This is a genomic window from Paraburkholderia caballeronis, from assembly GCF_900104845.1.
In the GTDB taxonomy this organism is placed as follows: Bacteria; Pseudomonadota; Gammaproteobacteria; order Burkholderiales; family Burkholderiaceae; genus Paraburkholderia; species Paraburkholderia caballeronis.
The window spans coordinates 3,322,801-3,337,344 of the sequence record NZ_FNSR01000001.1; the positions used below are offsets into that span (position 1 = coordinate 3,322,801).

Here is a 14,544-nt window from a genome sequence, read left to right on the forward strand (position 1 = left end):
GGCATCCGCCGCCGCGCGCCGCTCACACGGCCTTGAAGCGGTGCGCGAACTTCTGCCGGAACTTCGCGACCTTCGGCGCGACGACGAACGCGCAATACCCCTGGTTCGGATGCTGCGCGAAGTAGTCCTGGTGATACGCCTCGGCGGGCCAGTAGTTGTTGTCGAGCGGCTCGACCTGCGTGACGATCCGGCCGTCGTACACGTCCTCCGCCTCCAGTTCGCGGATCGCCTGCAACGCGACGTCGCGCTGCGCGTCCGAATGTGTGAAGATCACCGACCGGTATTGCGTGCCGACGTCGTTGCCCTGCCGGTTCAACTGGGTCGGATCGTGGATCGTGAAGAAGATGTCGAGAATCTCGCGATAGCTGATCTTCGCCGGATCGAACATCACGTTGACCACTTCCGCGTGGCCGGTGTCGCCGTCGCCGACCTGCTCGTACGTCGGCTGCGCGACGTGGCCGCCCGCGTAACCCGACTCGACGCTCACCACGCCGTCCACCCGCAGATACACCGCTTCGAGGCACCAGAAACAGCCGCCGCCGAGCGTCGCAAATTCCACTGTCTGACTCATGCTGGTCACTCCATTCGTTGCCGCAGCCGGGGCGGTTCGCCCGGCCGGACGGGTTCCGCTAAAATTGGGACAACTTGCCCCGTTTTCCACATGACGTTCGAACCTTCCGAATTTGCCGTTTCACCGGCCCCGTCGCCGGCTCTCAGCGCGCCGCGCGCGCGCTCCGGCTGCGGAGCGCCGCGCCGATGACCCGCCGCGCCAGCCCGCCCAACTTCGACGGCGCCGCGTTCCGCCGCGCGCTCGGCCAGTTCGCGACCGGCGTCACGGTGATCACGACGCGCGCGCCGGACGGCCAGCTGATCGGCATCACCGCCAGTTCGTTCAACTCGGTGTCGCTGAATCCGCCGCTCGTGCTGTGGAGTCTCGCGACGCGCTCCGCGTCGATGCCGGTGTTCCGGACCAACAGCCATTATGTGGTGAATGTGCTCGCCGCGTCGCAGCTCGACCTGTGCCGGCGCTTCGCGACGGTGAAGGGCGACCGCTTCGAAGGCGTGTCGCACGCGGCCGGCGACACCGGCATGCCGGTGCTCGACGGCGCGCTCGCGTGGTTCGAGTGCCACAACCGCAGCCGCTACGACGAAGGCGACCACGTGATCTTCGTCGGCGAGGTCGAGCGCTGCGGAATCCGCGAGAACCAGCCGGACGACGGGCCGCTCGTGTTCCACAACGGCGGATTCCACCGGATAGAGCCGCTCTGACGCGGCGGCGGGTTTCGCCGCCCGGCGCGTCGGCCGGAAACGGGGCAACCCCGAACGCGGCGCGCTTTCCGTCCGCTACACCGCCAGACTCTTCCCCGCCTTCTGCGACAGCAGATCCACCGGCACCCCCGCCTCGACCTTCAGCGTCTGCAGCACGATGTTCGAGCGGATGTCCATCACGCCGGGCGCCTTGTACAGCTTGTTCAGCACGAAGTCCGAATAGTGCTTGAGGTTGTGCGCGAGCACCCGCAGCAGATAGTGCGTCTCGCCCGTGACCACGTAAGCGCCGACCACCTCCGGCCAGTCGCGCAGCGCGCCCGCGAACTGCTCGTGCCAGTTCTCCTGGTCGTTGCGCATCGACACCTGCACGAACGCTTCCATCTCGAAACCGAGGATTTCCCGGTTCAGGCAGGCGCGGTAATGTTCGACGACGCCCTGCTCCTCCAGCAGCCGCAACCGCCTCAGGCACGCGGACGGTGACAGCGAAATGCGCTCCGCGAGGTCCAGGTTGCTGATCCTGCCCTCGTTCTGGAGAACCGCGAGAATACGGCAATCGGTAGCGTCGAGCGAGATTGCATTCATATTTGGTCTCCGTTTCCGTCTTGCCTCAAATTATGTGCCAACAAGCGTCGTCTGCGGCGTTTTTTTCGCAAGCACATTTCAATGCAGCTTGCCTATCATTCGAAGCACGACCATCCGACGCCCGCCCATCATGAACGGAATCTGGGACATTTCGCCCGCCATCGACCCTGCCACGCCCGTCTGGCCGGGCGACACGCCGGTCGGCATCGAGCGCGTGTGGCGCATCGAGGCTGGCTCGCCGGTCAACGTCGCCCGCGTGACGCTGTCGCCGCACACCGGCTCGCACGCCGACGCGCCGTTGCACTACGACGCCCACGGCGCGCCGATCGGCGCGGTGCCGCTCGACGCGTACCTCGGGCCGTGCCGCGTGATTCATTGCGTCGGCGCGACGCCGGTCGTCACGCCCGCGATGGTCGCCGCGGCGCTCGACGGCGTGCCGCCGCGCGTGCTGCTGCGCACCTGGCGGCGGGCGCCCGTCGAAACGTGGGACAGCGGGTTTTGCGCCGTCGCGCCGGAAACCATCGACCTGCTCGCCGCGCGCGGCGTCCGGCTGATCGGCATCGACACGCCGTCGCTCGATCCGCAGGAATCGAAGACGATGGACGCGCACCTGCGAATCCGCGCGCACCGGATGGCGATTCTCGAAGGCCTCGTGCTCGACGCGGTCGAACCCGGCGATTACGAACTGATCGCGCTGCCGCTGAAGTTCGCGACACTCGACGCAAGCCCGGTGCGCGCGGTGCTGCGCGCACTGCCCGCCGCGTCCGCCTGAAGGCGCGCGCCGAAATCCACCCTGTCGATCCCCATTGAACCGGAGACCCATGAAAGACCGCAACGAAGCGCTGGCCCTCGACCGCGCCGACCCGCTCGCCGCGCTGCGCGACCAGTTCGCGCTGCCGTCCGGCACGATCTATCTCGACGGCAACTCGCTCGGCGTCGCGCCGAAAGCCGCCGCCGCGCGCGCGCAGCAGGTGATCGCCGCCGAATGGGGCGACGACCTGATCCGCAGCTGGAATTCCGCCGGCTGGTTCGCGCTGCCGCGCCGGCTCGGCAACAAACTCGCGCCGCTGATCGGCGCGGCCGACAACGAGGTCGTCGTCACCGACACGATCTCGGTGAACCTGTTCAAGGTCCTGTCGGCCGGCCTGCGGATGCAGCAGATGCGCGACCCGCAGCGGCGCGTGATCGTGTCCGAACGCTCGAACTTCCCGACCGACCTGTACATCGCGCAGGGGCTGATCGAGCAACTGGACCGCGGTTACGAACTGCGCCTGATCGACGATCCGGCCGACCTGCCGGCCGCGCTCGGCGACGACGTCGCGATCTCGATGCTCACGCACGTGAACTACCGGACCGGCCGCATGCACGACATGCAGACGCTGACGCGGCAGATCCACGCGTGCGGCGCACTCGCGCTGTGGGACCTCGCGCACTCGGCCGGCGCGGTGCCGGTCGACCTGAACGGCGTCGGCGCGGACTTCGCGGTCGGCTGCACGTACAAGTACCTGAACGGCGGCCCCGGCTCGCCGGCGTTCGTCTGGGTGCCGCAACGGCACCAGCGCGCGTTCTCGCAGCCGCTGTCCGGCTGGTGGGGCCATAGCGCGCCGTTCGCGATGAGCCCCGACTACCGCCCCGCCGACGATATCGGCCGCTTCCTGTGCGGCACGCAGCCGATCGTGTCGATGGCGCTCGTCGACTGCGGGCTCGACGTGTTCCTGCAGACCGACATGCAGGCGATCCGCCGCAAGTCGCTCGCGCTGACCGACCTGTTCATCGAACTCGTCGAAACGCGCTGCGCGGGCCTCGGGCTGGAACTGGCGACGCCGCGCGGACACGCGCAGCGCGGCTCGCACGTGAGCTTCGCGCATCCGCACGGCTACGCGGTGATGCAGGCGCTGATCGCGCGCCACGTGATCGGCGACTACCGCGAGCCGCACGTGCTGCGGTTCGGCTTCACGCCGCTCTATCTGCGCTACGCGGACGTGTGGGACGCCGTCGAGATGCTGCGCGACGTGCTGGCGAACGAGCAGTGGCGGGCGCCGGAATTCGCGGCGCGCGGCGCGGTGACCTGAGGAACAGCCCGATGACCGATCACACGCAGGGGCCGGGGACGCCGGTTAACCGCGATAACGACGCAAGCGGCGGCGAAAAACCCAGCGAAAGCCGCGGCGCGGGAGCGGAAAACGCGGGCGGCGGCTGCCCGTTCTCCGCGGGCCACGGCACGGCGGCCGGCAGCGCCGATGCAGGCGGGGCAAGCGGGACAAGCGGCCCAGCCCGCGAGCGTCAGCCCGCCAGCGCGGGAACCCCGACGGACCCGGCCGGCTGGCACGGCGCGCAGCTCGATTTTTCGGCTTCGATGAGCTACGGCGACTATCTCGCGCTGGACGCGGTGCTGAACGCGCAGCATCCGCGCTCGCCGGACCACAACGAGATGCTGTTCATCGTGCAGCACCAGACGAGCGAGTTGTGGATGAAGCTCGCGCTGTACGAACTGCGCGCGGCGCTCGCGAACGTGCACGACGACGACCTGCCGCCCGCGTTCAAGCAGCTCGCGCGGGTGTCGCGGATTCTGGAGCAGCTGGTGCAGGCGTGGAGCGTCCTGTCGACGCTGACGCCGTCCGAATACACCGCGATGCGGCCGTACCTCGGCAGTTCGTCCGGCTTCCAGTCGTACCAGTACCGGCAAATCGAGTTCCTGCTCGGCAACAAGAACGCGCAGATGCTGAAGCCGCACGCGCACCGGCCCGAAGTGCTCGCGCAGGTGCAGGCGACGCTGGAAGCGCCGTCGTTCTACGACGAGGTGGTCCGCCTGCTCGCGAAGCGCGGTTTTCCGATCGCGCCGGAGCGGCTCGCGCGCGACTGGACGCAGCCGACGGAGCACGACGCGACCGTCGAGGCCGCGTGGCTCGCGGTGTACCGGAACCCGACCCAGCACTGGGACCTGTACGAGATGGCCGAGGAACTGGTCGATCTGGAGGATGCGTTCCGCCAGTGGCGCTTCCGGCACGTGACGACCGTCGAGCGGATCATCGGCTTCAAGCAGGGCACGGGCGGGACGAGCGGCGCGCCGTATCTGCGCCGGATGCTCGACGTGGTGCTGTTTCCGGAGCTTTGGCACGTGAGGACGGTGCTGTAGGCGGGCGGAGCCGGGCGAGGTGCAAAAAAAATGGCCAGCCTTCCGGCTGGCCATTGCGTCTCCGAACGAGACGCCGCGACCGTCAGACCACCACGGTCTGCGCTTCGCCCGCGCGGCTGTCGCGCACGACGCCGATCTTCCACACCTGCTCGCCGGCCGCGGCCAGCAGGCCCGCCGCCTGATCCGCGTCCGCCGCGGACACGATCACCGCCATCCCGATCCCGCAGTTGAACACGCGGTGCATTTCGTCGTCGGCGACGCCGCCGTGCTTTTGCAGCCACTGGAACAGCGGCGGCAACGGCCACGCGCGGTGGTCCAGTTCGGCCGTCAGCCCGTCGCGCAGCACGCGCGGAATGTTCTCGACGAGGCCGCCGCCGGTGATGTGCGCCATCCCCTTCACCGCGATCTGCTCCATCAGCGCGAGCAGCGGCTTCACGTAGATGCGGGTCGGCGCCATCAGCGCGTCCGCGAGCGGGCGGCCGTCGAAGTCGGCCGCGAGGTCAGGCTGCGCGCGCTCGATGATCTTGCGCACCAGCGAATAACCGTTCGAATGCACGCCGCTCGACGCGAGGCCCAGCACCACGTCGCCCGGCACGATCGTGCTGCCGTCGATGATCCTGCTCTTCTCGACCGCGCCCACCGCGAAACCCGCGAGGTCGTACTCGCCGTCCGGGTACATGCCCGGCATCTCGGCCGTCTCGCCGCCGATCAGCGCGCAGCCGGCCAGCTCGCAACCCGTGGCGATCCCCTTCACGACCGTCGCCGCGGTGCCGACTTCCAGCTTGCCGCACGCGAAGTAGTCGAGGAAGAACAGCGGCTCCGCGCCCTGCACGAGGATGTCGTTCACGCTCATCGCGACCAGATCCTGGCCGACCGTGTCGTGCCGGTTCAACTGGAACGCGAGCTTCAGCTTCGTGCCGACGCCGTCGGTGCCGGACACCAGCACCGGCTCGCGGTACTTTTTCGGCACCTCGAACAGCGCCCCGAAGCCGCCGATGCCGCCGAGCACGCCGTCGCGCAGCGTTTTCTTCGCAAAGGGCTTGATCGCGTCGACGAGCGCATCGCCCGCGTCGATGTCGACGCCGGCGTCGCGGTACGACAGGCCCTGGTCCGGATTGGACGCCGGGCTGGCCTGGTTCGCCGATCCCGGCGCGGATTTCGGTTGATTCATGGGGAAGTGCGAGAAGGTCGGTAAAATGCGATTTTAACCGATTGACGCCGCCTCGCCGCCGCCGGCGAGGTCCGACCGGCCCGCCGGACTCCGGGATCCACGGAACACACCGCTTTGTCGCCCAATACACCGATCTTCACGCCGTATCAGCGCCAGGCCTTCATCTGGACCGCGCTCGCCCTCGCCTTCGGCATCGTGCTGTGGCTGCTGCGGCCGGTGCTCACGCCGTTCCTGCTCGGCGCGATCCTCGCGTACATCCTGCAGCCGGGCGTCGCCGCGCTGGTGCGCCACCGCGTGCCGCGCGCGCTCGCCGCGCTGCTGATGATGCTGCTGTTCGCGCTCGTCGTCACGATGCTGGTCGTGCTGCTCGCGGTCGTCATCGAGAAGGAGGGGCCGCAGCTGAAGCAGCAGGTGCCGCAGATGTTCACGCACCTGCACGACTGGCTGCAGCCGAAACTCGCGTTCCTCGGCCTCGGCGATTCGCTCGACTTCCAGAGCCTGCGCGACATGGTCACGTCGCGCCTCGAAGACAGCGCGCAGCAGATCGGCGTCGCGGTGTGGGCGTCGGTCCGCACGAGCGGCAACGTGATGATCACCATCGTCAGCAACGTCGTGATGGTGCCGCTCGTGCTGTTCTACCTGCTGTACGACTGGAACTCGATGCTCGCGCGCGTGCAGACCTTCGTACCGCGCCGCTGGTTCGCGCGCACGATGGAGCTGGCGCGCGAGATGGACCGGATGCTCGCGCAGTATCTGCGCGGCCAGTTGCTCGTGATGGCGGTGCTCGCCGCGTATTACGCGATCGCGCTGTCGATCGCGGGCTTCGAAGTCGCGCTGCCGGTCGGCGTGTTCACCGGCCTCGCGGTGCTGATCCCGTACCTCGGTTATGCGACCGGGCTCGTGCTCGCGCTGGTCGCCGCGCTGCTGCAGTTCGGCAACCTGTACGGCTTCGGCGCGGTCGCGCTCGTGTACGGCGTCGGCCAGATTCTCGAAGGCTTTTTCCTGACGCCGCGGCTCGTCGGCGAGCGCATCGGCCTGCATCCGCTCGCGGTGATCTTCGCGCTGCTCGCGTTCGGCCAGCTATTTGGCTTCTTCGGCGTGCTGATCGCGCTGCCCGCGAGCGCGATCCTGTCGATCGCGCTGCGCGAGCTGCGCCGCAGCTACCTCGCGAGCACGCTTTACAAGAACTGATTTCCGCCTGACTACCGTGCTTCGACAGCTCACGCTCGATCTCGGCACTCCGCCGCCATCGACTTTCGACAATTTCTTCGCCGGCTCCAACGCCGAGCTGGTCGCGCGCCTTTCCGGGCTCGACGCGGCGCTCGCGGCCGGCCCGCTCGCGGACCGCACGTTCTACGTATGGGGCGAGCCGGGCAGCGGGCGCAGCCATCTGCTGCACGCGCTCGTGCACGACACGCCCGCCGGCCACGCGCGCTACCTCGGGCCGCAGAGCGGCCTCGCCGCGTTCGCGTTCGACCCGCGCGTCGCGATCTATGCGATCGACGACTGCGACGCGCTGTCCGGCGCGCAGCAGATCGCGCTGTTCAACCTGTTCAACGAGGTGCGCGCGCATCCGGTGAGCGCGCTCGTCGCGACCGGCAACGCGCCGCCGATCGGGCTCGCGGTCCGCGAGGACCTGCGCACGCGGCTCGGCTGGGGGCTCGTGTTCCACCTCGCGCCGCTGTCGGACGACGGCAAGGCCGCGGTGCTGAAGCGCGCGGCGCACGAGCGCGGCATCGCGCTCGCCGACGACGTGCCCGCGTACCTGCTGACCCACTTCCGCCGCGACATGCCGAGCCTGATGGCGCTGCTCGACGCGCTGGACCGCTTCTCGCTCGAACAGAAGCGCGCGGTCACGCTGCCGCTGCTGCGCACGATGCTCGCGACGCCGGACAGCGCCGCGGCCGCGGCGGGCGGCGACACGGGCGCGGGCAACGGCTCCACCCGCTTCAAGTAGAATGAGCGCCCATGGCTAATCTTGCACTTTTCGATCTGGATCACACGCTGATTCCCACCGACAGCGACCACGAATGGGGCCGCTTCATGGTGAAGCTCGGCATCGTCGACGCCGAGCGCTTCGCGCAGCAGAACGACCGCTTCTACGCCGACTACAAGGCCGGCGTGCTCGACATCCACGCCTACCTCGTCGCGATGCTGACGCCGCTCGCGAAATATTCGCGCGCGCAACTGAAAGCGTGGCATGACCAGTACATGCACGAGGTGATCCGCCCGGCGATCGTGCCGGCGGCGCTCGAACTCGTGCGCCGCCACAAGGACGCGGGCGACCTGTGCTGCGTGGTCACCGCGACGAACGAATTCATCACCGGGCCGATCGCCGACGTGTTCGGCGTCGACAAGCTGATCGCGTGCGAGGTCGAGACCGTCGACGGTCATCCGGACTCGCCGTACACCGGCCGGCCGACCGGCACGCCCAGCTACCGCGAAGGCAAGATCGTGCGCACCGAGCAATGGCTCGCGTCGCTCGGCAAAACGTGGTCGGACTTCGAGCGCAGCTATTTCTACAGCGACTCGCACAACGACATTCCGCTGCTCGAAAAAGTCACCGACCCGATCGCGACCAACCCGGACGCCACGCTGCGCGATTACGCGCAGAAGGCCGGCTGGCGCATCCTCGACCTGTTCCAACCGTCGTGATCAAGAAACTCATCCGCAAGCTACTAGGCCAGGACACGGCCGCCGAAACCGACGACACCGGCGCCGCCGGCATGGCCGCCGCGCCGGCACCGTCCGATCCGGACACCCCCGCCGCGAAACCGCGCCGCGCGCCGCGCCAGCCGGCATCCGGCGCGTCCCGCCCGTCGTCGAAGAAACCCACGGCCGTCCCCGACCCGACGACGCCGGTCATCCTGCCGGCCGACGTGCACGGCATCGATCCGGCGCTGATCTCCCGCAACGCGGTCCGCGTGACCGAGGGACTCCAGCAGGCGGGCTTCCGCGCGTTCATCGTCGGCGGCGCGGTGCGCGACCTGCTGCTCGGCGTCGCGCCGAAGGACTTCGACGTCGCGACCGACGCGACGCCCGACCAGGTGCAGAAGCTGTTCCGCCGCGCGCGGATCATCGGCCGGCGCTTCCAGATCGTGCACGTGCAGTTCGGCCAGGAAATCATCGAGGTCTCGACGTTCCGCGCGCTCGTCGACGCGCCGCAGGACTCGCCGCCCGCGTCGGCGCCGCCCGCGGCCGCGCCGTCCGCCGAACCGGCCGCGCCGCCGAAGCGGCTGCGCCGCGACGAACTCGACCGCCGCACGCACGCGGTCGACGCGAGCGGCCGCGTGCTGCGCGACAACGTCTGGGGCGAGCAGCACGAGGACGCGACGCGGCGCGACTTCACGATCAACGCGATGTACTACGACCCGGCGACGCAGACGGTGCTCGACTATCACAACGGGATGGCCGACATGCGCGCGCACCTGCTGCGGATGATCGGCGACCCGGTGACGCGTTATCGCGAGGACCCGGTGCGCATGCTGCGCGTCGTGCGCTTTGCGGCGAAGCTCGGGTTCGAGATCGAGGAGCGCACGCGCACGCCGATCAGCGAACTGGCCGACCTGATCAACAACGTGCCGGCCGCGCGCCTGTTCGACGAGATGCTGAAGCTGCTGCTGTCGGGCCAGGCGCTCGCGTGCCTGCAATGGCTGCGCAAGGAAGGGCTGCATCACGGCCTGCTGCCGCTCCTCGACGTGGTGCTGGAGCAGCCGCAGGGCGAGCGCTTCATCACGCTCGCGCTGTCGAACACCGACGCGCGCGTGCGCGCGGGCAAGACCGTGTCGCCGGGTTTCCTGTTCGCGACGCTGCTGTGGCACGACGTGCAGCAGCGCTACCAGCAGTACACGGCGGCCAACGAATATCCGGTGCCAGCGCTGCACCGCGCGATGGACGACGTGATCGACGCGCAGACCGAGAAACTCGCGATCCACCGCCGCTACTCGTCGGACATGCGCGAGATCTGGGGCCTGCAGCTGCGGCTCGAAAAACATTCGGGCCGCGGTGCGCTGAAGCTGCTGGAACACCAAAGATTTAGAGCAGGGTATGATTTCCTCCTGTTGCGCTGCGAGTCCGGAGAACTGGACGCAGCCATCGGCCAGTGGTGGACGGATTTCATCAACGGAGACGCCGCCGCGCGCGAGGCGCTGCTCACGCAAGGCGGGAAGGATCGATCGCCCAGAAAACGACGGCGGCGCGGTGGCGCGAGAAGCCGCAGGACGGGCGACGCAACGGAGGGCGGCGCAGACGCCGGCCCACGCGCAGCGGACGATGCGGACCACGACGGCCCGCACGACGACTGACCTGGTGAGGCCGCGCGGCGGCCCGTCGAACGAAAGTCGCAGGAAGTGATGCCATGACGGTTGCCTATCTCGGCCTCGGCGCCAACCTGGGGGATGCGCGCCAAACCCTGAAAGACGCGGTGGTGTGTCTCGCGCAGCAGCACCCCCTCACCGTGCTCGCCAAATCGAGCCTGTACCGCACCGCGCCGATCGACGCGGGCGGCGACGACTATTACAACTGCGCCGTCAAGCTCGACACGCCGCTTTCCGTGCGCCAGTTGCTCGCGCTGTGCCAGCGCATCGAGCATCATTTCGGCCGGGAGCGTCCCTTTCGCAACGCGCCCCGCACACTCGACATCGACATCCTGCTGTTCGGCGATCACGAGATCGACGAACCCGACCTGGTCGTCCCGCATCCGCGCATGACCGGCCGCGCGTTCGCGCTCGTGCCGCTCGTCGAGATCGACGCGGAACTCGTGATTCCGCGTCTCGGCCCCGCGAGCGCGTTCCTGCCGGCCGTCGCCGGACAACGCATCGAGAAGGTGAAGCCGCCGTGCCAGTGCCTCGGCGCAGGCGCGCCGCCGGGCGACCCGACGGCGGGCGAATGCCGATGACCACGCCGCCGCTCACCGTCACCGCACCGGACACGCGGCCTCCGCTGCGTTACATCGCGATCGAAGGTCCAATCGGCGTCGGCAAGACGGCGCTCGCGACGCGCCTTGCGCAACGCTGGTCGATGCAGACGCTGTTCGACACGAGCGCCGACAACCCGTTTCTCGAACGCTTCTATCGCGACACCACGCGCCATGCGTTGTCCGCGCAACTGCATTTCGCGTTGCAGCGCGAGTCGCATGCAAGGCGTGTCGCGGCGCTGCGCGCGGACGACGTGCCGCTCGTCACCGACGTCCTCGCGCAGAAGAGCGACCTGTTGGCGCGCCTGACGCTCGGCGCGGACGAACTACCGCTGTATCGCGCGCTGGCCGCGCGGCTCGATGCGGCCGCCCCGCCGCCGGACCTCGTCGTTTATCTGCAGGCGACGCCGGAAGTGCTGTTCGCGCGCATCCAGAAGCGCGCGAACCCGGTCGAGCTGCAGATCCCGGATGCGTACCTGCGCGCGCTGTGCGACAGCTATAACGAGTTTTTCTATCATTACGACGACGCGCCGGTCCTGACCGTCGGCGCGGAACACCTGAACCCGCAAGACTCCGACGACGACCTGGCGCTGATCGCCGGACGCATCGAGACGATGCGCGGCCGCAAGGAATTTTTCGTCAAAGGCACGTCGCTGTAAGCGGCCACCGCCTCCCCTCCCTTTCCAGGACGGACTGCCCCCATGACCTATCTGCAGGAAACGAGCCGCAGCGCCGTGACCGTACCCAAGCTTCAGGCGATGCGCGACGCCGGCGAGAAGATCGCGATGCTGACCTGCTACGACGCGAGCTTCGCGGCGCTGCTCGACCGCGCGGGCGTCGATTCGCTGCTGATCGGCGATTCGCTCGGCAACGTGCTGCAAGGCCACTCGACGACGCTGCCGGTCACGCTCGACGACATCGCGTATCACACCGCCTGTGTCGCGCGCGCGAAGCCGTCGGCGCTGATCGTCGCGGACCTGCCGTTCGGCACGTACGGCACGCCGGAAGACGCGTTCGCGAGTTCGGTGAAGCTGATGCGCGCGGGCGCGCAGATGGTGAAGCTCGAAGGCGGCGAATGGCTCGCGCCGACGGTGAAGATGCTGGTCGAGCGCGCGGTGCCGGTGTGCGCGCATATCGGACTCACGCCGCAGTCGGTGCACGCGTTCGGCGGCTTCAAGGTGCAGGGCAAGACCGAGAGCGGCGCGAGCCAGCTGCTGCGCGACGCAAGCGCGATGCAGGACGCGGGCGCGCAGTTGATCGTGATCGAGGCGGTGCCGTCGACGCTCGGCGCGGAAGTGACGAAGCAGGTGCGCATCCCGACGATCGGGATCGGCGCGGGTCTCGACTGCTCGGGCCAGGTGCTCGTGCTGCACGACATGCTCGGGATCTTCCCCGGCAAGCGGCCGCGTTTCGTGAAGGATTTCATGCAGGGGCAGCCGGACATCGAGAGCGGCGTCGCCGCCTATGTGCAGGCCGTGAAGGAAGGCTCGTTCCCCGGCCCGGAGCACGGGTTCCAGTAACCGGTTCGTGTGGGGTCGCCGCAGGTCTGTTGCGGGCGACCCGGTGCTTCGTTCAGATCAGCCGCGCCGGCAACGCGCCGCGCAGCGCGTTGCAGATCAACAGCGCCTCGGCATTCAGCACGTCGGCGCGCGCCAGCACGCGTTCCCCGGCGGCAAACGCCGCATCGTCGAGCAGCACGCCGCGCATCACGCCAGGCAGCAGCCCCGACGACAGCGGCGGCGTCCACCACCGGCCCTCGATCTTCACGAACACGTTCGAGCGCCCTCCTTCGGTCAGTTCGCCGCGCTCGTTGAAGAACAGCATGTCGAAACCGCGTTGCGCTTCGGCTTCGCGCCATGCGCGGTCGAACTCCGCGCGGCGCGTCGTCTTGCGCAGCAGCAGCGCGTCAGCCGAATGGACGTTCGCGAAACCATGGTCAGGCGCGAGCAGCACGCCGACCGGGCCTTCGGCCAGCGGCGCGAGCGGCGCCGCGGTCAATTGAACCTCACCGTTTTTTGCGAGCGCGACGCGCAGCCGGCTCGGCGCGCCGTCCGGCAGTTCGTCGCATTGCGCGGCGATGCGCGCACGCAGCGCCGCATCGTCGTAGCGGAAACCGAACCACGCAGCGCCGGCCGCAAGCCGCGCGAGATGCCGCTCCAGGTGCCGAACACCGTCCGCGCGCGTGGCGTACATCGTCTCGAACAGTTCAACGCCGGGATCGGCCTCGGTCAGAAAACGCGCCTTCAGCCGGCACTCGTCGTATTCGTCGGCCGCGACGCTGTCGAGCACGATCCCCGCGCCGATCCCCATCACGCCGCGCCGCATTGAACCGGCGTCGGCCGCGTCGAGCGTCAGCGTGCGGATCGCCACCGACAGGCAGAAGTCGCCGCAGGCCGCGTCGCCCTCGGCCGCCGCATCGAGCCAGCCGATCGCGCCGGTATAGAGCCCGCGCGGCCCATGCTCCAGTGCGTCGATCAACTGCATCGTCCGGTGCTTCGGCGCGCCGGTGATCGACCCGCACGGAAACAGCGCGCGCATCACGTCCGCGAACGACGCGCGTGCGCGCAACGTCGCCTCGATCGTCGACGTCATCTGCCACACCGACGCATACGGCTCGATGCTGAACAGCGCCGGCACGTGCACCGAGCCGGTCCGCGCGATCCGCGACAGATCGTTGCGCAGCAGGTCGACGATCATCACGTTTTCCGCGCGGTTCTTCGGATCATGCGCGAGGAAATCCGCCGCGCCGCGATCGTCGGCCGGATCGGCCGAGCGCGCGGCGGTGCCTTTCATCGGGCGCGCGCGCAGCGTGTCGCCGTGTTTTTCGACGAACAGCTCCGGCGAACAGGACAGGACCCAACGGTCGCCGGGCAGCGCGATCAGCGCGCCATAACGGACGCGCTGACGCTCGCGCAGCCGCCGGTACAGCGCGAGCGGCGTGCCGAACACGTCGAAATAAAGCCGGTACGTGTAATTGATCTGATACGACTCGCCGGCGCGCAGCGCGTCGTGCACCGCGTCGATCGCGTGCTCGAACTGCGCGCGATCGACGCCGGCCTGCAACTGCGCGATGCCGGCAGGCGCGGGCGCGGCCCCGCCTGCACCGCCGTCGCGTTGCGCGAGCCATGCGCTCGCCTCGTCGCGCGACAGCTTCTCGCAGCGCGAGAACAATAAAAAACGCAGCGCGGCATCGCCGCGCTGCGTCGTGTGTGCGGTGTCGGTGCCGTGCGTACCGAACTGCAGATTGCGTCCGAACTCGTAGTCGCCGAGCACGACCGCGAAGAGCCCGCCGCGCAAGTCCGCGTCGACCGCGGCGCATAACGCGTCGAGATCCGCCGGATCGCTCGCCGCGCGCTCGCGCACGAAGCCGGTGTACAGACGACTCGAACGGCCCGCATCCGTCGAATCGCTGTCGTCGAGCAGCGCGAAGATCGCGCCGCCGTCGTCAACCGCCATAGCCGTCACCCGCCA

General features: G+C 68.8%; 15 protein-coding genes. 11 read left to right on the top strand and 4 right to left on the bottom strand.

Annotated elements, in window-relative coordinates:
* Positions 1-22: 22 nt before the first annotated feature.
* Positions 23-571, bottom strand: coding sequence for a peptide-methionine (S)-S-oxide reductase MsrA (gene msrA, locus BLV92_RS14835; protein ID WP_090546087.1), 549 nt, complete (start codon positions 569-571; stop codon positions 23-25).
* A 185-nt stretch (positions 572-756) separates the two neighbouring features.
* On the opposite strand from msrA, the gene BLV92_RS14840 reads away from it, so the two are divergent.
* Entirely contained in the window at positions 757-1,269 is a 513-nt protein-coding gene (locus tag BLV92_RS14840) for a flavin reductase family protein (protein WP_090546089.1), read from the top strand.
* A 75-nt stretch (positions 1,270-1,344) separates the two neighbouring features.
* Here BLV92_RS14840 and BLV92_RS14845 read toward each other — a convergent pair whose 3' ends face one another.
* Positions 1,345-1,851 carry an Lrp/AsnC family transcriptional regulator gene (locus BLV92_RS14845; RefSeq protein WP_090546091.1) on the bottom strand — a complete coding sequence of 169 codons (507 nt, stop codon included), beginning with the start codon at positions 1,849-1,851 and terminating at the stop codon, positions 1,345-1,347.
* A gap of 130 nt (positions 1,852-1,981) precedes the next feature.
* On the opposite strand from BLV92_RS14845, the gene kynB reads away from it, so the two are divergent.
* From kynB to kynA, 3 genes are read left to right on the top strand one after another with little or no spacing between them, the layout of a single operon-like run.
* Complete coding sequence (kynB, locus tag BLV92_RS14850; protein ID WP_090546092.1) at positions 1,982-2,623, top strand: arylformamidase; 642 nt, start codon at positions 1,982-1,984, stop codon at positions 2,621-2,623.
* Between the two features lie 49 nt (positions 2,624-2,672).
* On the top strand, positions 2,673-3,923 hold the full coding sequence (kynU, locus tag BLV92_RS14855; RefSeq protein ID WP_090546094.1) for a kynureninase: 1,251 nt from the start codon (positions 2,673-2,675) through the stop codon (positions 3,921-3,923).
* An 11-nt stretch (positions 3,924-3,934) separates the two neighbouring features.
* Entirely contained in the window at positions 3,935-4,987 is a 1,053-nt protein-coding gene (gene kynA, locus BLV92_RS14860; RefSeq protein WP_090547115.1) for a tryptophan 2,3-dioxygenase, read from the top strand.
* Between the two features lie 82 nt (positions 4,988-5,069).
* Here the strand turns inward: kynA and purM are convergent, their stop codons facing one another.
* Entirely contained in the window at positions 5,070-6,158 is a 1,089-nt protein-coding gene (gene purM / locus BLV92_RS14865; protein WP_090546096.1) for a phosphoribosylformylglycinamidine cyclo-ligase, read from the bottom strand.
* A 114-nt stretch (positions 6,159-6,272) separates the two neighbouring features.
* On the opposite strand from purM, the gene BLV92_RS14870 reads away from it, so the two are divergent.
* From BLV92_RS14870 to panB, 7 genes are read left to right on the top strand one after another with little or no spacing between them, the layout of a single operon-like run.
* Complete coding sequence (locus tag BLV92_RS14870; protein WP_090546098.1) at positions 6,273-7,349, top strand: AI-2E family transporter; 1,077 nt, start codon at positions 6,273-6,275, stop codon at positions 7,347-7,349.
* 16 nt (positions 7,350-7,365) lie between these two features.
* Positions 7,366-8,115, top strand: coding sequence for a DnaA regulatory inactivator Hda (gene hda, locus BLV92_RS14875; protein WP_090546099.1), 750 nt, complete (start codon positions 7,366-7,368; stop codon positions 8,113-8,115).
* 11 nt (positions 8,116-8,126) lie between these two features.
* Complete coding sequence (locus BLV92_RS14880; protein ID WP_090546101.1) at positions 8,127-8,813, top strand: histidinol-phosphatase; 687 nt, start codon at positions 8,127-8,129, stop codon at positions 8,811-8,813.
* On the top strand, positions 8,810-10,462 hold the full coding sequence (gene pcnB / locus BLV92_RS14885) for a polynucleotide adenylyltransferase PcnB (RefSeq protein ID WP_090546103.1): 1,653 nt from the start codon (positions 8,810-8,812) through the stop codon (positions 10,460-10,462). Before BLV92_RS14880 ends, pcnB begins: the two co-directional genes overlap by 4 nt.
* 53 nt (positions 10,463-10,515) lie before the next feature.
* Positions 10,516-11,055: a 2-amino-4-hydroxy-6-hydroxymethyldihydropteridine diphosphokinase gene (folK, locus tag BLV92_RS14890; protein WP_090546105.1), complete on the top strand. Its 540-nt coding sequence runs from the start codon at positions 10,516-10,518 to the stop codon at positions 11,053-11,055.
* Positions 11,052-11,732 carry a deoxynucleoside kinase gene (locus BLV92_RS14895; protein WP_090547116.1) on the top strand — a complete coding sequence of 227 codons (681 nt, stop codon included), beginning with the start codon at positions 11,052-11,054 and terminating at the stop codon, positions 11,730-11,732. The genes folK and BLV92_RS14895 overlap by 4 nt, the downstream gene beginning before the upstream one ends.
* A 42-nt stretch (positions 11,733-11,774) precedes the next feature.
* On the top strand, positions 11,775-12,593 hold the full coding sequence (panB, locus tag BLV92_RS14900) for a 3-methyl-2-oxobutanoate hydroxymethyltransferase (RefSeq protein WP_090546107.1): 819 nt from the start codon (positions 11,775-11,777) through the stop codon (positions 12,591-12,593).
* A 52-nt stretch (positions 12,594-12,645) separates the two neighbouring features.
* Here the strand turns inward: panB and pabB are convergent, their stop codons facing one another.
* Positions 12,646-14,529: an aminodeoxychorismate synthase component I gene (gene pabB / locus BLV92_RS14905; RefSeq protein WP_090546108.1), complete on the bottom strand. Its 1,884-nt coding sequence runs from the start codon at positions 14,527-14,529 to the stop codon at positions 12,646-12,648.
* Between the last annotated feature and the right edge of the window lie 15 nt (positions 14,530-14,544).

Bases quoted from the DNA above. Each gene is read 5' to 3' on its own strand.
- msrA (WP_090546087.1), bottom strand. From the start codon at position 571: ATGAGTCAGACAGTGGAATTTGCGACGCTCGGCGGCGGCTGTTTCTGG.
- BLV92_RS14840 (WP_090546089.1), top strand. From the start codon at position 757: ATGACCCGCCGCGCCAGCCCGCCCAACTTCGACGGCGCCGCGTTCCGC.
- BLV92_RS14845 (WP_090546091.1), bottom strand. From the start codon at position 1,851: ATGAATGCAATCTCGCTCGACGCTACCGATTGCCGTATTCTCGCGGTT.
- kynB (WP_090546092.1), top strand. From the start codon at position 1,982: ATGAACGGAATCTGGGACATTTCGCCCGCCATCGACCCTGCCACGCCC.
- kynU (WP_090546094.1), top strand. From the start codon at position 2,673: ATGAAAGACCGCAACGAAGCGCTGGCCCTCGACCGCGCCGACCCGCTC.
- kynA (WP_090547115.1), top strand. From the start codon at position 3,935: ATGACCGATCACACGCAGGGGCCGGGGACGCCGGTTAACCGCGATAAC.
- purM (WP_090546096.1), bottom strand. From the start codon at position 6,158: ATGAATCAACCGAAATCCGCGCCGGGATCGGCGAACCAGGCCAGCCCG.
- BLV92_RS14880 (WP_090546101.1), top strand. From the start codon at position 8,127: ATGGCTAATCTTGCACTTTTCGATCTGGATCACACGCTGATTCCCACC.
- folK (WP_090546105.1), top strand. From the start codon at position 10,516: ATGACGGTTGCCTATCTCGGCCTCGGCGCCAACCTGGGGGATGCGCGC.
- BLV92_RS14895 (WP_090547116.1), top strand. From the start codon at position 11,052: ATGACCACGCCGCCGCTCACCGTCACCGCACCGGACACGCGGCCTCCG.
- panB (WP_090546107.1), top strand. From the start codon at position 11,775: ATGACCTATCTGCAGGAAACGAGCCGCAGCGCCGTGACCGTACCCAAG.
- pabB (WP_090546108.1), bottom strand. From the start codon at position 14,529: ATGGCGGTTGACGACGGCGGCGCGATCTTCGCGCTGCTCGACGACAGC.